20 protein-coding genes are annotated in these 20,170 nt (G+C 38.5%); 7 read left to right on the top strand and 13 right to left on the bottom strand.

What is annotated here, in order from left to right; all coding sequences use genetic code 11:
• Window positions 1–89 precede the first annotated feature (89 nt).
• The 3 genes from IEV69_RS12655 to IEV69_RS12645 are packed head-to-tail and all read left to right on the top strand — an operon-like array spanning window position 90 to window position 3,893.
• Window positions 90–878 carry a polysaccharide biosynthesis/export family protein gene (locus tag IEV69_RS12655; RefSeq protein ID WP_229741444.1) on the top strand — a complete coding sequence of 263 codons (789 nt, stop codon included), beginning with the start codon at window positions 90–92 and terminating at the stop codon, window positions 876–878.
• A gap of 4 nt (window positions 879–882) precedes the next feature.
• Window positions 883–3,264 carry a GumC family protein gene (locus IEV69_RS12650; RefSeq protein ID WP_188443022.1) on the top strand — a complete coding sequence of 794 codons (2,382 nt, stop codon included), beginning with the start codon at window positions 883–885 and terminating at the stop codon, window positions 3,262–3,264.
• An 11-nt stretch (window positions 3,265–3,275) separates the two neighbouring features.
• Complete coding sequence (locus tag IEV69_RS12645; protein ID WP_188443020.1) at window positions 3,276–3,893, top strand: DUF3575 domain-containing protein; 618 nt, start codon at window positions 3,276–3,278, stop codon at window positions 3,891–3,893.
• A 14-nt stretch (window positions 3,894–3,907) separates the two neighbouring features.
• Here the strand turns inward: IEV69_RS12645 and lepB are convergent, their stop codons facing one another.
• From lepB to IEV69_RS12615, 6 genes are all read right to left on the bottom strand, one after another.
• Entirely contained in the window at window positions 3,908–5,485 is a 1,578-nt protein-coding gene (gene lepB, locus IEV69_RS12640; protein ID WP_188443018.1) for a signal peptidase I, read from the bottom strand.
• A gap of 64 nt (window positions 5,486–5,549) precedes the next feature.
• Window positions 5,550–6,254: a 4-hydroxy-tetrahydrodipicolinate reductase gene (gene dapB, locus IEV69_RS12635; RefSeq protein WP_188443016.1), complete on the bottom strand. Its 705-nt coding sequence runs from the start codon at window positions 6,252–6,254 to the stop codon at window positions 5,550–5,552.
• A 3-nt stretch (window positions 6,255–6,257) separates the two neighbouring features.
• Window positions 6,258–6,836, bottom strand: coding sequence for a DUF5683 domain-containing protein (locus IEV69_RS12630; protein ID WP_229741443.1), 579 nt, complete (start codon window positions 6,834–6,836; stop codon window positions 6,258–6,260).
• Window positions 6,826–7,725 (bottom strand): ParB/RepB/Spo0J family partition protein, encoded by a 900-nt coding sequence (locus IEV69_RS12625; RefSeq protein WP_188443014.1) that lies wholly within the window; start codon window positions 7,723–7,725, stop codon window positions 6,826–6,828. The genes IEV69_RS12630 and IEV69_RS12625 overlap by 11 nt, the downstream gene beginning before the upstream one ends.
• Before the next feature lie 2 nt (window positions 7,726–7,727).
• Complete coding sequence (locus IEV69_RS12620) at window positions 7,728–8,492, bottom strand: ParA family protein (protein WP_188443012.1); 765 nt, start codon at window positions 8,490–8,492, stop codon at window positions 7,728–7,730.
• A 152-nt stretch (window positions 8,493–8,644) separates the two neighbouring features.
• Window positions 8,645–9,073 (bottom strand): PepSY-like domain-containing protein, encoded by a 429-nt coding sequence (locus IEV69_RS12615; RefSeq protein WP_188443010.1) that lies wholly within the window; start codon window positions 9,071–9,073, stop codon window positions 8,645–8,647.
• A 272-nt stretch (window positions 9,074–9,345) separates the two neighbouring features.
• Here IEV69_RS12615 and kdsB point away from each other — a divergent pair, with 272 nt between their 5' ends.
• The 4 genes from kdsB (at window position 9,346) to IEV69_RS12595 (ending at window position 14,994) form a co-directional block, all read left to right on the top strand.
• Window positions 9,346–11,157, top strand: a complete 1,812-nt coding sequence (gene kdsB / locus IEV69_RS13970; RefSeq protein WP_188443081.1) for a 3-deoxy-manno-octulosonate cytidylyltransferase — start codon at window positions 9,346–9,348, stop codon at window positions 11,155–11,157.
• Between the two features lie 3 nt (window positions 11,158–11,160).
• Window positions 11,161–11,703: a lysophospholipid acyltransferase family protein gene (locus tag IEV69_RS12605; RefSeq protein WP_188443008.1), complete on the top strand. Its 543-nt coding sequence runs from the start codon at window positions 11,161–11,163 to the stop codon at window positions 11,701–11,703.
• Between the two features lie 132 nt (window positions 11,704–11,835).
• On the top strand, window positions 11,836–12,981 hold the full coding sequence (locus IEV69_RS12600) for a DegT/DnrJ/EryC1/StrS family aminotransferase (RefSeq protein ID WP_188443006.1): 1,146 nt from the start codon (window positions 11,836–11,838) through the stop codon (window positions 12,979–12,981).
• A 69-nt stretch (window positions 12,982–13,050) separates the two neighbouring features.
• On the top strand, window positions 13,051–14,994 hold the full coding sequence (locus IEV69_RS12595) for a polysaccharide biosynthesis protein (RefSeq protein ID WP_188443004.1): 1,944 nt from the start codon (window positions 13,051–13,053) through the stop codon (window positions 14,992–14,994).
• On the opposite strand, the gene IEV69_RS12590 is transcribed toward IEV69_RS12595, so the two are convergent.
• From IEV69_RS12590 to IEV69_RS12560, 7 genes are all read right to left on the bottom strand, one after another.
• Complete coding sequence (locus IEV69_RS12590) at window positions 14,991–15,704, bottom strand: YebC/PmpR family DNA-binding transcriptional regulator (protein ID WP_188443002.1); 714 nt, start codon at window positions 15,702–15,704, stop codon at window positions 14,991–14,993. The genes IEV69_RS12595 and IEV69_RS12590 overlap by 4 nt on opposite strands.
• A gap of 56 nt (window positions 15,705–15,760) precedes the next feature.
• Entirely contained in the window at window positions 15,761–16,042 is a 282-nt protein-coding gene (locus IEV69_RS12585; RefSeq protein WP_188443000.1) for a 4a-hydroxytetrahydrobiopterin dehydratase, read from the bottom strand.
• On the bottom strand, window positions 16,039–16,893 hold the full coding sequence (locus tag IEV69_RS12580; RefSeq protein ID WP_188442997.1) for a sugar nucleotide-binding protein: 855 nt from the start codon (window positions 16,891–16,893) through the stop codon (window positions 16,039–16,041). The genes IEV69_RS12585 and IEV69_RS12580 overlap by 4 nt, the downstream gene beginning before the upstream one ends.
• A complete protein-coding gene (gcvT, locus tag IEV69_RS12575; protein WP_188442996.1) occupies window positions 16,894–17,976 on the bottom strand; it encodes a glycine cleavage system aminomethyltransferase GcvT in 1,083 nt (360 codons plus the stop codon).
• 126 nt (window positions 17,977–18,102) lie between these two features.
• On the bottom strand, window positions 18,103–18,744 hold the full coding sequence (locus IEV69_RS12570) for a DUF8845 family protein (RefSeq protein ID WP_188442994.1): 642 nt from the start codon (window positions 18,742–18,744) through the stop codon (window positions 18,103–18,105).
• 4 nt (window positions 18,745–18,748) lie between these two features.
• Window positions 18,749–19,249 (bottom strand): RNA polymerase sigma factor, encoded by a 501-nt coding sequence (locus IEV69_RS12565; protein WP_188442992.1) that lies wholly within the window; start codon window positions 19,247–19,249, stop codon window positions 18,749–18,751.
• A gap of 74 nt (window positions 19,250–19,323) precedes the next feature.
• Window positions 19,324–19,917: a YdeI/OmpD-associated family protein gene (locus tag IEV69_RS12560; RefSeq protein WP_188442990.1), complete on the bottom strand. Its 594-nt coding sequence runs from the start codon at window positions 19,915–19,917 to the stop codon at window positions 19,324–19,326.
• Window positions 19,918–20,170: the final 253 nt, after the last annotated feature.

The following is a 20,170-nucleotide window of genomic DNA, read 5'->3' as shown; positions in this document are numbered from 1 at the left end:
AATAGATTCTCCTAAAACCATACAACTCATTACAACGAAAAAAATAGTTATTTTAAAGATTAACCGCTATTTTTGCCAAAACATCAGGGATGACTAAAAGATTACGTTTGATACTTACCAGAGTAGGGATTAGCGGTTTGGTGATACTTTTCTTGGGTGCATGTTCCTCCAAAAAGGACATTTTGTACATGCAAGACATCGAATCGATGGAAGCAATGACAACTGACAATTACAATCCGCCTACCATACGTGCCAACGATATTTTAAAAATCAATGTTGCTTCTTTTGATATGGAAGCAGCAATGCCTTTTAATTTGATGCAGCCTGCGCGAAATATTTCAGAACTTGGCAGAACCAACAATCGTGAAATACAGGGGTATATAGTCAACAATGACGGTACCATCGAGTTTCCTGTGTTGGGAACGCTGGAAGTTGCCGGAAAAACCCGTCAGGAATTGGTTACTTTCTTAAAAAAGGAAATAGGAGCTTACCTCAAAGATCCCATTATCAATATAGAAATCATCAATTATAAAATTACTGTTTTAGGAGAGGTAAACCGCCCGGGAACTTTTACAATTTCAAATGAGCGCATTACCTTACTGGAAGCACTGGGCATGGCCGGCGACCTGAATATCTATGGAAAGCGCAACAATATCCTCTTACTCAGGGAAGACAACGGGCAACGGATTTATCACAAAATTGACATCACTCAAAGTGATTTTATCCAGTCACCTTTTTACTATTTGAAGCAGAATGATGTTATTTATGTACAGCCCAACAGTGCCCAGGTGGGTGCTGCTGCCTATAACCGTAACGCCACGGTCTATATTTCTATAGCCTCGGTACTTATTTCAATTGCGGTATTAATTACACGTTAATTTTATGGAAACGACCCCAAATACACCTGTGAACGAACACGCTGAGCCCGATTTAAGGGAGCAACTGGAATTTTACATGCGCAAATGGCCCTGGTTTATTATGGGTGTATTGATTTGTATGACGGTTGCCTTTTTGTATTTACGCTACAGCACCGCGCAGTATAAAACCACTACATCCATTATTATTAAAGACAGTAAAGGCCGGGGAGCAGCATCAGAGTTGGCGGCTTTTGAAGACATTGGCCTTATCAGTGGGATGAATACCAACAGTATTGAAAATGAAATTGAAATCCTGCGTTCCAAGCGTCTGTTTAGAAGGGTGGTGGAGAAGCTGAATTTGAATATAAGATATTATACTGAGGGAAATATAAAGATTACCGAGGTTTATAAAAACACCCCCTTTACTGTAAAAGTACTGAACTACAATGAGGAGGTTCCTTTACCCGAAACACCCTTACAATTTACGATTCTTTCCCCAACAACTGTCAGCATTACAAATCCGGAAACCGATCAAAGCCTTGACGCTAATTTTGGCGACCGCATTGACCTTGACTTTGCGTCCATCACACTCGTTCCCGAAATGGAACGACTGGAAGCATTAGAGAATAATCGCTCTTTATTGGTTCAGTTTTCAAGCGTTGAGCAAATAGTGGGACTTTATCAGTCCAGGGTTCAGGTGAATCCCATTGCTAAAAATGCCAGTGTGATTGAATTGAGCCTGAACGACCCGGTGCGGGAAAAGGCACAGGATATACTCAACGAATTGGTCATTCAATACAACGAGGACGCCATCAATGATCGCAATCTGGTGGCCAATAACACGGCTAATTTCATTGATGAGCGATTACAAATCATCACTGCTGAACTCGATTCTGTAGAGACCGATAAGGTTACGTTTAAACAAGACAATCGCATTACAAGCCTGGAAGCTGAAGCAGAACTGTTTCTTTCAAGCGCCAGCGAATTCAACAAACAGCAAATTACATTTGAAACCCAGCTGGAACTCATCAACGACCTGATGCGCTATCTGGACAACCGTTCAGAAATTGGATTGCTGCCTGCCAATCTGGGAATAGCTGAAGGAGGTATGGAAGAACTTATTAGTAACTACAACCAACTTGTACTGGAACGCACCAGGATGTTACGAAGTTCTACAGAGCAAAATCCGGTGGTTATCAACCTGACCAATCAAATCAATGAGTTGCGTGGCAGTATTATGAGCGGACTCGATAATGTAAAAAATGCTATTGAAACCAATTTGCGTGACTTGCGTCGTCAGGAGTCTATTTTTGGTTCAAAAATAGCAGAAGTACCCGGTAAGGAAAAACAATTTAGAGGCATTGAACGTCAACAAACCATTAAAGAGGCCCTCTATTTATTTTTATTGCAAAAACGGGAGGAAACCTCAATATCACTTGCAGTCACGGCACCCAAAGCAAAAGTTGTGGATGCGGCCTATAGTTCTTCTAACCCGGTTTCACCCAAGCGCAATATTATCTATTTGGCAGCCCTTTTATTGGGATTGTTGATTCCTTTTTTGATTTTTTACTTACACCAATTGTTGTATGACAAGGTGAGCACCCGAAAAGACATTGAACGCTCTATTGGTTCCATCCCTTTTGTGGGTGAAATTCCAAAAATTGTAGCAAAGGAAGTCGATTTTATAAAACGAAACGATACCAATGTATTGGCAGAATCCTTTCGAATATTAAGAACCAACCTGCAGTATTTATTGGTCAATAAACACCACTCTGAATCCGGAAAAACCATTTTTGTGACTTCTACGGTCAAAGGTGAGGGTAAAACATTTACAGCAGTGAATCTGGCACTCACACTTTCCTATACAGGTAAAAAAGTTGTGCTGGTGGGAGCTGATATCAGGAACCCCCAAATACACAGATACTTTCCAAGTGATGATGGAGCAAAGGGCGTGACTAATTATTTGATAGGTGAATCACCCAACCTTGAACATTATGCCCGTAACACACCCCTTTCATCCATGCTGGAGGTTATTTCATCAGGACCCATTCCTCCCAATCCGGCTGAGTTGTGGATGAGTCAACATACCGATGAGTTTTTTGATAGTTTAAAACACGAATATGACTACGTTATTGTTGATACAGCACCCTGTTTACTGGTGACAGATACCCTGTTGATCAGTAAATATGCTGATACCACATTATATGTCGTAAGAGCAGATTATACCGAGCGCAAACTACTGGACTTCCCAAAAGAAAACCTGGAAAACGGAAAGCTGAAGAATGTTGCTTTTGTTTTAAACAATGTAAAAATGGCCAACTTTGGGTATGGTAACAAATACGGCTACACCTATGGGGCTGAAAAACAAGGCTTTTGGAAGCGCATGCTGGAAGTGTTTAGGGGGTGATTCAAAGATTGATGAGATACTGCCTGCTATCTGTTTGCCTGTGGTGTTTTTGCAGTTTTCAGTCAGATGCTCAAAATCATATCAGAATAAAAGCCAATGCTTTCAGTGCGCTTATATTGATTCCCAATGTTGGTTCTGAATTTAGAATTTCAGATAAGTTAAGTGTTCAACTGGATGTAAGTGCTTCTTTTTGGAATTCTTTTAACGGCACACCTCTTCAGTTTGTTCAGGTTTTTCCTGAATTGCGATATTACACAAACCAAGACAATACAGGGTTTTTTGCAGGCGCTCATATTGGCTTTGGAATGTTCCACTTAACCAAAAATCGATTTCCCTTTAGTGTTTCCGGTCAAAAATATCCAAAAGGCACTTATCAAACAGGGCGCAATAACTATTACGGCATAACATTAGGCTACAATTACTTCTTTAACCGGCATTGGGGAATGGAGCTTTTTCTGGGAGGAGGAAGTTCACAAAGTAACTACAAAGGCTATAATGCAGAGGGTGATCGCATTGATAACATCGACAACTCTGATCCTGAAAACCCTGTAATAACCACTAGCGGTTTTAATAAAAGTGGAGAATGGTTACCCTACCGTGGCGGTGTGATGCTTATATACCGCTTGTAAACGTGACCCGTCCACTACAATCCGGTGTCATTTTTTTTCTTACGTTTTCTTATAAAATCAAATATAAACCAACCTGCCAATACAATCAGGAAGTATTTAAAGTAAGAAACAGGTTCACCGTCACCCCCCACTGTGGTAAACATGCGATCCCAGCGAATTTTATTAAATCCTTTTTCGTTGGAATCCCAGCTCATCCAGATAAAGACAGGTTTTCCCACCACGTGGTTATGGGGGACATAGCCCCACATACGGGCATCTTCTGAGTTGTTTCGGTTGTCACCCATCATCCAGTAATAATCTTGTTTAAAGGTATAATCAGAGAAAGGTGTGCCGTTCATTAAAACCTGATTGCCCTGAACGCTTACTTTTTGTTCAACGCCCATTTCCTCTCCTTCATACACTTCTATGATTCGCTTGTAAAAAGGAATGCTTTCCGGTGTAATTGCTACGGTAACTCCTGCTTTAGGAATATAAATAGGACCAAAATGAGACGTATTCCATTTGTAGGATGGATGGTGGGGAAAGATCGATGGATTGGCTTCTCCCGGTTTTGCTCTAAGTGGAATGACCTGATCAATGTTGGGGTTGTTTTTTAACATTTCAATACCTTCCTCAGTGACATTGGCCCTGAAGGTTTTGTAATCATTACTCATTGGGTAAATCTCGGTAATGTCATAACGGTCTTTTAAGAACTGTATGTTTCTAAGAGGTTCTTTGGTTGTAAAACCATAAGCAAACTGTAGACGCGCACGGTCTGGCAGCTCATTTTGTTTTCCGTTGATATACACATAGCCATCTCTTAGTTCAAGAGAGTCACCGGGAATCCCTACTGCTCGTTTTACGTAGTTTGATTTTTTATCAATGGGTTTGTCAAATGTTTCGGGGCCCTGGTAAAAGAAGTAGGGCACGGTATCTGTTGGCCAGTTAAACACCACGATATCATTGCGTTGAATGTCCTGAAATGCAGGAAACCTGAAATAAGGAATTTGTGGTTTCTTGGTATAGGATTTTACTTTAGCAACAGGAATGGTATCGTGTACCATAGGGAATGAAACAGCGGTCATAGGTGTACGGGCACCATAATGCATTTTGCTGACAAATAAAAAGTCACCTACCAACAGGGTTTTCTCCAAAGAGGAGGTAGGGATTGTAAAAGGTTGAATGAAATAAGTATGCACTATGGTAGCCACCACCACAGCAAACAGTATGGAACTCACCCATTCTCCTGAGCCGCTTTTAGGCTTAAGTTCTCTGTCTTGAATGTAAGTTACATCCTGGGTATAATTCACATAGGCTATGTATAAACCTAGTGTCACCACACCTAAAACAGTATCGGTAGTGCTGTTTTTTCCAAAACTGCGCAGGGTTTCTACCCATACCACCGGAAACATAATCAAATTGATGATTGGGATAAATAAGAGGAGGGTGTACCACCAGGGGCGGTTAATGATTTTCATTAATACAACCGCATTGTAAACAGGGATGGCGGCCTCCCAGGGTTTTCTGCCGGCTTTGCGATAAAGTTTCCAGGTTCCTGCAAAGTGAATGAGCTGCACTATCAGGAAAAATATAAACCATTCAGTAAGTGTCATAATGCTTTCTTTTTAAGTATTGTTAACTGTATTTTCAATTTTTTTTGTCTTTTTAAAACCCAAATCAGGATTGAATTCCGAGTACATCTTTCATTGTAAAAACCCCTTTTTTGTTTTGAAGCCATTCTGCAGCGAGCAGCGCCCCCAAAGCAAACCCCTCCCGGCTATGGGCTTCATGCTTTATACTTATGGTGTCGATGCTTGATTGGTAGGTGATCGTATGCGTTCCTTTTACATCTTCAAGCCGTAGAGCATTAATAGGAATTTCACCTTGCGCAGCCCCATTGAGTTTCCAGTTTGTATAGTTGCTTTGTGCAATAATATCATTAGCCAATGAAATGGCTGTTCCACTGGGGGCATCCAATTTTTGAGTATGATGAATTTCTTCCAGAGACACCTTGTATTCATTGTGTTTGGCCATGAGTTGTGCCAATTTTTGGTTTAATTCAAAAAATAAATTGACACCCACACTGAAATTAGATGCATAAATAAAGCTTCCGTTACGGTTTTGGCAGCTTTTTAACACCTTATCAAAATCTTTGAGCCAACCGGTGGTTCCACTTACTACCGGTATTTGTTGTTCAAAACAACGTTCTATATTGACGACTGCTGCCTCCGGGACACTAAAATCGATGGCAACATCGGCATTGGAGAGCTTACTCAATTGTTCTTTACCAGTGATAACAGCAACAATTTGATGTCCTTTTTCAACAGCCAATTTTTCGATGGTTTTACCCATCTTCCCATAACCTAAAAGTGCTATTTTCATAATTTAGTTCAATTTATAGGTAAGACGCATTCCATAATTAGTCGATTCCTGAAAGGGGTTGTAATCCACTTCCGGGTTCAGTGATAAATCATCTGAAATACTGTACTGTTTTAAGTGGGCGTCCACATTGGCATCTACAATATTCAATAAATAAAAGCCCACAGCAACTGCCAGGCTTACATCCATATTTCTTTTGGAAGTGCGCTGGGCACGTATCAGGGTTTCATTTGCAATTCCTTGAAACTCATCATCGGTATAACCGGCAAGTCTTCGTTTATAAGCATCGCGATAGCGCGTATAATCTTCTCTGTTGGTGGTGTAAAAATAAATGCTTGCGCCAATTCCTGCATAAATGACAGGAATCTTCCAGTATTTTTCGTTGTAAACTTGTCCGAGACCGGGAATGACAGCAGAATAAAACGCCGCCCGTGAAGGGGCGAGAGGGTCATAAGGTTCTTTGGTGATTTGATTTACTGATAGGCTGGCATCATTGGCAACCACAGTAAGCGTGTCCTTTTGTTGTGCAAAGACCTGCACCATGAACAGCAGCGGTAACCATCCTAAAAGTTGTTTACTTTTCACCCTGTATCAGTTTAGTAATCCGTTCCAGTTCGGCTTTGTTTTTAAACGGAATGATCAGCTTCCCTTTACCATTGGCATTGGCTTTTACTTCAGTTTTTACTTCGAAGAAATCGGAGAGTTCCCTGCCTGCTTTTCGTGCAAACGAAGGAACTTCCTTAAGAGAAGTTGATTTTGTGGTTTCAGGCTGCTGCATTTTTCTGACCAGTGCTTCTGTATCTCTTACAGACAGTTTATCTGAAATGATTTTTTCATAAACATCCAGTTGGTCGTTAGTATCTTCAAGGGTGATCAGGGCCCTTCCATGACCCATACTGATAAAACTATCGCGCATTCCGGTTTGAATAATGGGGTCGAGTTTCAATAAACGAAGGTAGTTGGCAATGGTGGATCGATTTTTACCCACACGATTGCTCATTTCTTCCTGAGTGAGTTGGATTTCTTCAATGAGCCTTCTGTAAGAAAGTGCAATTTCGATGGGGTCGAGGTCCTGGCGCTGAATGTTTTCAACCAAAGCCATTTCAAGTGATTCCTGATCGTTGGCAATCCTGATATAAGCCGGAATGGTTTTGAGTCCCACAAGTTTAGAGGCACGAAAACGGCGTTCACCGGAAACCAGTTGAAATTTGTTAAAATCAATTTTTCTAACCGTAATGGGTTGTATCACACCGAGTTCTTTGATGGAAGAAGCCAACTCCTGAAGGGTGTCTTCATTGAAACTGGTGCGGGGTTGATAAGGGTTTACGTCGATGCTTTCTATATCGAGTTCAACGATGGTTCCCACTACTTTGTCGGCACCCTTATCGTTAGCAGATTGAATATCGTTATCAGGGTCTTTCAATAAAGCAGAAAGACCTCTGCCAAGAGCTTGTTTTTTAGTTGCTTTGGCCATTGTTATTTGTTTTTAGTGATGAGTTCTTCAGCCAGACTCAGGTAATTATTGGCACCCTTACTTCCGGCATCGTAGGTAATGATGCTTTCACCATAACTGGGAGCTTCACTTAAGCGTACATTTCGCTGGATGATTGTTTTAAATACCATTTCACTGAAGTGTTTTTTCACTTCATCCACCACTTGATTGGACAGTCTGAGACGAGAATCATACATCGTTAATAAAAGCCCTTCAATGTCGAGCTCAGGGTTGTGTATTTTTTGAACACTTTTGATGGTGTTGAGCAATTTACCGAGTCCTTCCAGGGCAAAGTATTCGCATTGGATGGGTATCAAAACAGAATCTGCAGCAGTCAGTGCATTGAGCGTGAGCAACCCCAAAGAAGGGGCGCAGTCAATTAAAATATAGTCGTAGTCGTCTTTGATGTCTTTGACGGCTTCTTTGAGCATTGACTCCCTGTTTTCCTGGTCAACAAGCTCTATTTCAATGGCTACCAAATCAATGTGCGCCGGGATTAAATCAAGGTTGGGAGAATCAGTTTTGATGATCGCTGCTTTTGCCTGAACGCTGTGTTCCAACAGTTGATAGGAGCCAACCTCAACAGCTTCCACATCAATCCCTAATCCGGAAGTGGCATTGGCCTGAGGATCGGCATCGATTAAAAGTACTTTTTTTTCCAGCACCCCCAGCGAGGCGGCTAAATTAACAGAGGTTGTTGTTTTTCCAACGCCCCCTTTTTGGTTGGCTATCGCAATGATTTTTCCCATTGATACGTTCAAATTTTAAGGGATAAAAATACAATTATTTATATCGATAAAAAATGAAAATTGTTAACAGTTGGTAAAAATGAAAGATCAAACTGCTTTAAGGGTGTATCCCTTAATCAATTTAAGCAATACAAATTTTGATTTCAGGTGAATTAGTCTTGTTTTAAAAAATTACCGTCAAGGTCAAAAGTAAGTTCTGTGTTGTTTGTCAACTCTACTTTTTGTTTCTTTTTCTTGAGCTCCCATTCCTGAATGGATTGTTGAGGAAAGTTTGCATTCACATAGGCTAAAATAGGTGCCGGAATTGCACTTATTGGAATGGTATTTTCAGTTTCAATTTTTAATGGTTCACCGGTTTTAGAAAAATCGAGTTCGGTTCCATCATTGAGTTCTACTTCAAATATGCGTTGAAACCCTTCAATTTCACGTTCGGTTTCCACAATTGTATGATCGGGAAAATGGAGGTTTACATATTGAGTGATCTTCTCCGGAAGCTTGATTGTTTCTAAGGTGTTGTTTTGTGAAAACCCTGTAAAAACAGTAAAAAGGAGTATTAAAATTGTGCCTGTGAGTCTTTTCATAATCATCATTATTGGTTTTAGTATTTATAAATTCAAGATACTATTTAAAAAAAATACTTACTATTAAGAACACGTTAAAATCGGTTTTAAAGTCAACATAGTTCCAATTAAACCAAGCTTTTATTTGTTTTAACCCTATTTAAAGTATACAGAAATTAGGCATTCAGAACGAGTTGATTTAATTTAGATAGGACAATCCGAAAGAATATCTTAATTTTGAGTTTTAATCTTTTAAATAATCATTTTTGAAGACACAATTGAAAGTAATTGCAATGATTCCGGCACGTTATGGTGCTACTCGTTTTCCGGGAAAATTGATGCAGGATTTAGGGGGACAAAGTGTGATTTTAACAACTTATCAAGCCACGGTAAAAACAGGTCTGTTTGAGGAGGTGTATGTAGTGACTGATAGTGATATCATTTATGATGAAATTGCCTCCAATGGCGGTAAAGTAATTCGCAGTATAAGGGAACATGACTGTGGTACCGACCGCATTGCAGAAGCAGTAGAACCGCTGGATATAGATATTGTGGTAAACGTTCAGGGTGATGAACCCTTTACAAACAGGGAAGGACTTGAGAAGGTGTTGAAAGTATTTGAAGGGGAAGATGCCGAAAAAATTGATTTAGCCTCATTGATGAGTGAAATTTCAGACTGGAAAGAAATCAACGACCCCAATACCGTAAAAGTGGTGGTTGATCAGGAAAATTTTGCACTCTACTTTTCAAGGTCGCCCATTCCCTATCCAAGAGACAAAAAATCAACGGTTACTTTTTATAAACATAAAGGAATCTATGCTTTTAGAAAGCAAGCCATACTCGATTTTTATCGATTGCCAATGAGTGAATTGGAAGCTACGGAAAAAATAGAGTGCCTTCGTTTTCTTGAAAACGGAAAGAATATAAAAATGTCGGTATCCAATTCAAGAAGTGTAGAAATAGATACTCCTGAAGATTTAAAACGCGCCAATTTGTTGATAAAAAAATCCAAACAGGGTGTCAATCGTGAATTTCGTAATTTCCCGATGGTTCCTAAAATTGTTTTTGGTGCCGGAAGCTTTGTGCAACTCCATGATATTTTAGCAGAGCAGCGTACTGAAAATGCCCCGTTTATCTATTTAATAGATGCAGTTTTTGAAAATAATGCTCCTTTTCTAAACCGTATTAAAACAGAAGGTTCAGATGAAATCATCTTTATTTCCACCGAAGAAGAACCCAAAACCAGTCAGGTAGATGCATTGGTGAGTCGTTTAAAAAAACAATATGATGGAATGCCTTCCGGAATTATTGGAATAGGAGGGGGTAGTGTAATGGATTTGGCAAAAGCGGTATCTATTTTGTTGACCAATCCCGGAAGTGCTGCAGATTATCAGGGGTGGGATTTGGTAGAAAACAAAGCGGTTTATCACGTAGGAATCCCTACAATATCGGGCACTGGAGCTGAAGTTTCACGCACCTGTGTGTTATGTGGCCCCGAGCGTAAATTAGGGATTAACAGTGATTACACCCCATTTGATCAGGTAATTCTCGATCCTGAGTTAACACGGGGCGTTCCCAAAAATCAATGGTTTTATACCGGAATGGATTGCTATATACACTGTATTGAATCACTGCATGGCACTTTTTTAAATGCGTTTAGTCAAAGCTATGGCGAAAAGGCACTGGAATTATGCAAGGAACTCTTTTTAAGCGATACCCTGAGTGATTCAGAGTCCAGAGCCAAGCTTATGATGGCCAGCTGGCATGGCGGTATGAGCATTGCCTACTCACAAGTGGGAGTAGCACATGCAATGAGTTATGGGCTCTCTTATGTTTTGGGGACTAAACATGGAATTGGCAACTGTATTGTATTTGACAAGCTGGAAGAGTTTTATCCTGAAGGCGTAGCATTATTCAAAGAAATGGTTCAAAAGCATCAGATTGAAATTCCTGAAGGTGTCTGTAAAAACCTTTCGGACCAACAAATAGATAAAATGATTGAGGTGGCTTTAAGTTTAGGGCCATTATGGGAAAATGCTTTGGGTGCCAATTGGAAAGAAACGATTACACCTCAAAAATTAAAGTCGATTTACCTTAAGTTATAACCTATGATGCGTTGGCTCACCGGTATTATTTTTAAGAAGTTGATGGGCTGGAAGATTGAAGGCGATTTGCCTGGCAACCTTAAAAAATATGTCATCATTGTTGTGCCACACACTAGCTGGCACGACTTTTATATTGGTGCTATGGTAAGGAAGTTATTAGGAGTATCCATTAATTTTATTGCTAAAAAAGAATTGTTTTCGTTTCCGTTTGGATGGTATTTTAAATGGATGGGTGGCGCACCGATTGATCGGTCTGCCAATCAAAATACTGTGCAGCAAGTGGCCCGGTTATTTAAAGAAAGGGATGAATTCAGACTGGCGTTGGCTCCTGAAGGCACCCGAAAAAAAGTTGCATACTGGAAGTCAGGGTTTTACTACATTGCACTGGAAGCCAATGTTCCTATAGTGGGCGTTGCTTTTGATTATGGATCAAAAACAGTAAAAATCAATAAACCATTCTATCCTACCGGTGACTTTGAGAAAGACTTAGAACAACTGCAATCCTTTTATGTTGGTGTGGTAGGGAAGGTTCCTGCATATACTTAATTAATCCTTCTTGAGAAACCCAAACAGTATTGCAGAATGTTTTATTTTGGTACATTCTTCCCTTTTTGAACTTATAAAAGAGATTGTTTTGTAATTTTGTTTCAAAATAAAAAGCTTGAGACCCAATTTTAAATGAAACAACCTAAAATTTATTTGTCTTCACCACATATGGGAGGAAGTGAACTCAATTATGTTCACGAAGCTTTTGATACCAATTGGATTGCCCCTTTGGGGCCCAATGTAACCGGTTTTGAAGACGCTATACAAGATTACTTAAACAAAGAAAACAGAAACCTGGAAGTGGCAGCTTTAAGTTCCGGGACTGCCGCTTTGCATCTAGCATTGATTTTAAGTGGAGTTGAGAGAGGCGATGAGGTACTTTGTCAAAGTATGACGTTTTCAGCATCTGCCAATCCAATAGTTTATCAAGGTGCCACACCCATTTTTATAGATAGTGAACCGGAAACCTGGAATCTATCTCCAGAACATTTAGAACGCGCCATAAAAGACAGATTACAAAAAGGTAAAAAGCCAAAAGCGATTGTTGCGGTACACCTTTATGGAATGCCTTACAAAGTAGATGAAGTAAGGGAAATTGCAAATCGTTATGATATTCCCATCATTGAAGATAGTGCAGAAGCCTTGGGAAGCTCCTATGACTCTCAGAAATGTGGAACCTTTGGGGATTTATCAATACTTTCATTCAACGGCAACAAAATAATCACGACTTCAGGAGGTGGAGCATTGATAACCCATACAAAAGCACAAAAAGAAAAAGCTGTTTTTCTTGCAACACAGGCCCGTGATGCTGCTCCTCATTATCAGCATAGTGAAATTGGTTACAATTATAGAATGAGTAATGTTGCTGCAGGAATTGGACGAGGGCAAATGGAAGTGCTGGATACTCATGTTGCCAAAAGGAGAGAAAATCATAAATTTTATAAGAAGATATTTGATAATTATAATGAGGTATGTATATTTAGTGAGCCAAATGAACGCTTTTTTTCAAATCATTGGTTAAGTTGTGTGCAAATCACACCAAATCAAACCAAAACAATTTGCCGTGAAACCTTGCGTCTGGCTTTAGAAAAAGAACATATTGAATCACGCCCTTTGTGGAAACCTATGCATCTTCAACCGGTGTTTAAATACGCCCCATATTATGGAGATCAGGTTTCTGAAGGACTTTTTAATTTAGGTTTGTGTTTACCCTCGGGGTCCAATCTCACAACAACAGACCTTGAAAGAATTAAAATTGCGATTGACTCAATATTTTAAAAGCTTTAACTCTCCCCACAATTGAATGCAATTTACTAATTGCGTGATCGTTTCATTAGTTCAAGTATTATGATACAGGGAATAAAAAATAAGTTGCAACGCGCTATTTTCAGAGGTGATAACAAATTGGGAATAACCAACCTCCGTTACTTACCCCGTTGGATTGTCATTTTGATAGACATCATCATTTTGATGAGTTCGCTCGCAATGACACATTTAATTTTACTAAATCTAAATATTAAATTTTATCAAACAATTAGTTTACCCTATCAATATGGGTTGTTGTTAGTGATTAATTTTTTATTCTTTTTTGTCTTCAAGACGTATTCAGGGTTGATACGACATTCTACGTTTACTGACATAACAAAGTTGTTACTGGCCTCCGTTTCAACTTTAATAATAGTTTCAATCATTAATTACGGCCATTATTATGTAACCGGCAAGAAGCTCTATTTGATGCCGGGTTTAATTTTTTATGCGTTCTTTTCATTTTCTTTTTTATTGCTTTTCAGATTATTTGTAAAACATGTGTATCGTATTATGAAAGGTCAAAAAAGAAATGGTGCTTATAAAAAAAGAATTTTAATTTATGGAACTGATGATCAGGCAATTTCTATTGCGGAGGCCTTGAATACAGATTCAGTCCAGCCTTTTGAATTGGTTGGATTTCTCGCTCATAAAAAGAAATACAAAAACATTAGAATCCTTGATAAACAGGTTATAAACTATAATAAAAGCCTTTCAGAAGAGTTGCGAAATTATAATATCAATGGTATTTTGATAATTGAGGACACTTTGTCAATAAAGGATAAAAACCAGCTGGTGGATGAGTGTTTGAAAGCAAACATTCAGATTTATAATGTTCCAAAAGTAGAAAAGCTTGAAACCCAGAAAGAGATAAACAGTCAAATTCGTGCCATTGAAATTGAAGATTTATTAAACAGGGAAGTGATACATCTTGACGATGATCATATTCGAGAATCAATTGAAGGAAAATCGGTATTGGTTACCGGTGGGGCGGGTTCAATAGGAAGTGAAATAGTGCGGCAGTTAATAAAATATCAACCCAAGTTGGTTGTTGTCCTGGATCAGGCAGAAACCCAGTTACATGAATTGGAGTTACTGCTTCAAGATGAATTTCCCGATACAAAAATCATCACTGAATTGGCCAACATTACCAATATGTATCGGCTTGCTTTGATATTTGAGCGCTATGATTTTAATATAGTATACCACGCTGCAGCTTATAAACACGTGCCAATTATTGAAAGAAATCCGCATGAGGCGATTTATGTCAATATTCTTGGAACCATGAATTTAGTCAAGCTGTCTTTATCTGAAAATGTTGAACGGTTTGTGATGGTTTCTACAGACAAGGCTGTGAACCCATCCAATGTTATGGGTGCTTCAAAACGTGCAGCTGAAATTTATGTGCAATCCATTCAGGAAGAAGAAAAAGTTTCCACTAAATTTATCACCACCCGTTTTGGAAATGTATTGGGCTCCAATGGCTCTGTAATTCCACATTTTAAACGTCAAATTGCCAAAGGGGGCCCGGTTACAGTTACCCACCCGGATATCATCAGATATTTTATGACGATTCCTGAAGCCTGTCAATTGGTATTACAGGCTGGAACTATGGGCAAAGGAGGAGAAATATTTGTTTTTGATATGGGAGAACCTATTCGCATCATGGATCTGGCAGAACGTATGATAAGATTATCAGGCTTGATTCCCGGAGAAGATATCCATGTTAAAGTCACCGGTTTAAGACCGGGCGAAAAGCTGTTTGAAGAATTATTGGCTGATACTTCTTTAAATTTGCCCACCCATCACAAAAAAATTATGGTTGCTAAAGAAACACCTCAAAACTTTAAAAACCTTACAGGGCGATATGAAAAAATTGTAAAATCTGCCTTAAGGGGCAGTGAAGTTGAAGTGGTAAAACTACTTAAGGAAGTTGTTCCCGAATATAAAAGTGAAAACTCTAAGTTTATGTCATTGGATAATTAATTTTCATCCATCGTGTGGTACACATTTTGAACGTCATCATCTTCTTCAATTTTTTCAAGCAATTTTTCAACATCAGCAGCTTGTTCTTCAGTGAGTTTTTTGGTCACCTGTGGAATTCTCTCAAATCCGGACGATAGTATCTCAAGGTTGTTTTCTTCCAAGTATTTCTGAATAGCCCCAAAACTTTCAAAAGGCGCGTAGATTAAGACGCCGTCTTCATCTTCAAATACTTCTTCCACACCAAAATCGATCAATTCAAGTTCGAGCTCTTCTAAATCGAGGGCTGTTTTTTGAATTCTAAAATTACAGGTGTGATCAAACATAAACGATACCGAGCCACTGGTCCCCAAACTTCCATCACATTTATTAAAATAAGAACGGATATTGGCAACTGTGCGTGTATTATTATCGGTTGCAGTTTCTACCAAAATAGCAATGCCATGAGGCGCATAACCTTCAAAAAGCACTTCTTTGAAATCGCCCAAGCTTTTATCGGAGGCGCGTTTTATGGCGCGTTCAATATTGTCTTTGGGCATATTGACAGACTTTGCATTTTGAATTACAGCTCGTAAGCGCGAATTGCTATCGGGGTCGGGACCGCCTTCTTTAACAGCCATTACAATGTCTTTACCGATGCGCGTAAAGGCTTTTGACATTGCAGACCAACGCTTCATCTTTCTCGCTTTTCTAAACTCAAATGCTCTTCCCATAGTGTGTAATCTCTTCTAAAATTCGGAATTCAAAAATACTAAATCTTCAAAAAAAATCAGCTAACGATGCCATCAATAATTTGTGCCAATTGAAAATCTTTTTCAGTGAGACCACCTGCTTCGTGTGAACTTAACGAAATACTTAATTTGTTGTAAACGTTACTCCAGTCTGGGTGGTGGTTTAGATTTTCGGCTTCAAAGGCAATGCGGGTCATCACCGTAAAGCAATCTTTGAAATCTGAAAATTCAATGGTGGTGTGAATAGCGTTGTCACTATACTCCCAGTCTTCAATGTGTTTTAATTGTTCCTTGATTTGGTTTTCTGATAGTTTGCTCATAATAATGTGGTTTTTAATGTTGGAATACTTTGATTGAGGGTGACCTCATTAACGATATCAAGTACATTGTACTTGTGCTCTTTAAGACTGAAACTTTTTTTGGGAAGCACAGCCTCAAAGCGGTCTGTATTGGATTCATAAACCTGTTTAAATATTGGTTTATTGGAACCGAGTTTTTCTGATATTTCCTCAAATAAATCACTATGGTGAATCAAATCAGATGATCCAACATGAAAAATACCATATTTTGACTGATTGACCAAATAATGAATCTGTTGTGACAAACGGGTGTCTGTCGTAACATTAATTACCAGGTCAGGATATATTTCAAAAACATCTTGTGATGCTATGGCATACTTTAAATTTGTAACAACAGGGGCATTGACACCTAAAACGAGTGGTAAGCGAATAATAGCATAACGTTGTGCCGGAAGTTCTTTCAATAATTTTTCAACAGCCAGCGCATATTTCCCCTGGTTTGAAATGGCAAAGGCTTTGTCTGTTTCCAAGGCCGGATAACTTTTTATTCCGTCAAAAACTTTTACTGTTGATATAAAAAATAATCGGCAATTTGGAGTGACCATTGCATAAGAACTCAGTTGTTTGTGTACGTCCAATAAACGATCAAATTGGCCTCCTAGACAAGAAATAATAACAGAGGGTTTGATCGTATTTAAAAGTGCTTCAACATCGTCTTTTTCTACATCAAAATGATAAAAAACCTGATTTTTGCTAAAGTCTGAAAAATTTGAATAGTAGGTGCCATACACATCAAAATAGGATTGGAGTTCGCTGTACAAAGCATTTCCAATAAAACCGCTGGCTCCAAGTATTAGAATTCTTTTTCCCATTTATTTTTTATAGAATGGGAGTTTGACAACTGTAGCGGGTATAGCATTTTTTCTTATTTGAATAGCAATTTCACTTCCGGGTTCACTGTAGTTGATTGGAACATAACCCAGTCCAATGCCTTTATTGAGTGAAGGAGACATTGTTCCGCTGGTTACAAATCCAATCTTGACTCCTTGATTGTCAATGATGTCATAGCCTTGACGAGGTATTCCTCTTTCGTTGATTTCAAAAGCGACCAGTTTTTGTGATAGGCCCTCTTCTTTTTGTTTTTTTAAGGCTTCTGAATTGATAAAATCTTTAGTAAATTTGGTTACCCATCCTAAACCGGCTTCCAGCGGAGAGGTTTCTTCGGTAATGTCATTTCCATACAAGCAGTATCCCATTTCAAGCCTGAGGGTGTCTCTGGCTGCCAATCCTACCGGTTTGATACCAAATTTGGCACCGGCTTCCATTACTTTATTCCAAACTTGTTCTACTTCACTGTTTTTACAATAAATTTCAAAACCACCACTTCCGGTATATCCTGTTGCAGATATAATTGTGTGTTCTATTCCTGCAAAATCAGCCACTTTAAAATTGTAAAAAGGAATGCTGTTTAAATCAACTGATGTAAGTGATTGCATTGCTTCAACTGCCTTGGACCCTTGAATTGCCAATAATGCATAGTCATCAGACAGGTTGCGAAGGTCTGCACCCATGGTGTTGTGTTTATTGATCCAATTCCAGTCTTTTTCAATATTAGAAGCGTTGACTACCAGTAAATATTTTTCTTCATTCAACCGATAGACTATCAAATCATCTACAATACCACCTGTTTCATTGGGAAAGTAACTGTATTGTGCTTTACCATCAATGAGCTTTGAAGCGTCATTGGAACAAACTTTTTGAATGAGGGCAAGTGCATTTTTCCCGGAAATGAGAAATTCACCCATATGTGAAACGTCAAAAATACCCAGGTTGTTTCTAACGGTTTCATGTTCTATGTTGACGCCTTCATACTGAACGGGCATCTTGTAACCGGCAAAGGGAACCATTTTGGCACCCAAGGCCTCATGTATGTGAGATAACGCTGTGTTTTTCATTGCAACAAATTATTTAATGTAAAAAATGCAGAATTTCTTCTGCTTATAGCGAAAACAAATGTATTTAAAAACATTGATTCTACCTTAAGGAAATGCGATGTTTTAAGTAAAATGAAAAACTAAATTTTAAAGCTCAATTTTCTTTAGTTCGCGGTAGTTTTTGTAGAGTTTTCTTAACAATATTCCATAAACCAGTCTGTAAAACAGCACTAGTAATAAAATAAGCACGATACCAACAATGATTTGTGCTGTAAAAAAGTAAGTTAGAAAGTCAGGCGGGAACGAATCCATTCCATATACATCTGAAAACACTTCCAGCAAAAGATCACTTTTGGTATAATAATAATAGTTGATTATGCCCAGCGTGAGTATAAAGGCACTCACATTATAGATTACAAAATACCGCACAGTTTTCCGGGTTCTGAGAATGTTTTGCATTAATGATTTTGTGTTTTCAGTGACTTTTATAGAGATGTAATTTTTATAAAAACAATATATAAATACAATGACAACGATGTAATGAACGATATTAAAAATTAACATGACCGTGTTCATCCCTAGTTTTTCGATAATTTCAAACGATGATTTAGGTGATACAAAATACAGCCCTATCCAAAAAAACAACTCCAGCAAACTGATGATAAAAATCCATTTGACTATAGAAGTTGACCTTTTGAACAACATATTGTAAATCTGGTCATAGGAAAGCCTGGGATGCTCTTGATCCCGCAGTTTCCAGTTTTGTTTTAATAATTCCAGTTGATCCATAGCCTTACGGATTGAGTATTGTTCTTAACTTTTCTTTTATTCTATTCATTTTTACCCGGGCATTCACTTCAGTGATACCAAGTGTTTCTGAAATTTCTTTATAATTTTTATCCTCGAGATATAAAAAAACGAGTGCTTTATCAATATCGTTGAGCTGTTTTACAGCGTCATACATCAGTCTGAGTTGTACTTCTACAGTATCGTCATATTCGTCGGCTGTGATTTTAAAGCTCACAGTATCAAAATCCTGTGCGCCGGTATTGACGCTTCTTTTGGATTTTCGATAAAGTGTGATGGCTGTATTTAAACCCACACGATACATCCAGGTACTAAATTTTGAATCTCCTCTGAATTTTGGAAACGCTTTCCATAACTGGATCGTGATTTCCTGAAACAAATCATTGTGTGAGTCTGCATCATTGGTGTATAACCGGCAGATTTTATGCACAATGTTTTGATTCTCTTCCAGCTGGGTCACAAAACTATGTTCCAGTTCTTTACTCAAAATTGTTAATTGGTTAGTGTTGCAGTGTTAGTATACAATTAAAGGCATTTGTTACAAATCGTAAAAATTTAAAATTAGCAGTTTTTATATTTATCATTCAGGCCCTTTCCTTCCAGGATTATCGGGATGCATTTTTCAAGCCGGTTGCGGCGTGTTTTTTCTTGTTTTGCACTGCCAATGTGTTCTTTATATTCTTTTTGTTTGTAAGGGGTAAGCACATCGAAATTTTGTTTTAAAGCAGCATTTTTCTTGAATGCTTCCTTAAGTTCAACGGGCAGCTCAATTTTTTTACTTTTCTCGGGTTTAATTTCTTTACCAGCTTTGGCGTTTGCAATTGCTTCTATGGCATAGGCCAACACAATCGACTCATCAATTTCATCAAATGATTCAAAGCGCCATTGTCTCAATGCTTTTGTTTTACCTTTCTGAGCATTGATTAATTTTTTGTTGGGGTCTTTCAGGAAAACTCCTTGAAAAAACCATATACAACAATGGTTTTTAAAACCTGCAATCGCCAGCACATTTTTACCATGAGCAACATATACTGGTGCGCCCCATTTAATTGTTTCTTCAAGAGTGGTTTTTTTTAAAATTGTTCTGAGCTTTTTGAGTTCTTCTTTCCAGTGCTCATGCTTTTCTATATAGGCTGTAACTTTGTCTGAAACCATCCTTCAGTTTTTAAATTATGTGGGGATAAATGTAGAAAAAATCTTTTAGTTAATTCTTTCTTAATGAAAATCAACGAGTCAAAATGTGTTGTACATTTACTATGATTTTAAATCACAACAGTATGACAAAAAGCAAGTCAAACAGTAAGCCACAGCCTAAAAAGGCTGCGCCAAAACCGGCGGTAAATAAGGCTGCGCAGACTACTTCAAAGAAGAAGTAATTGCTGCCACTCTTTCGCTAAAAGCGAAAGCA

Origin of the sequence: Planktosalinus lacus (genome assembly GCF_014640155.1) — a bacterium.
GTDB lineage: Bacteria > Bacteroidota > Bacteroidia > Flavobacteriales > Flavobacteriaceae > Planktosalinus > Planktosalinus lacus.
Note: the sequence above shows the minus strand (reverse complement) of the source record. Positions and strands in the feature narration are given on the sequence as shown.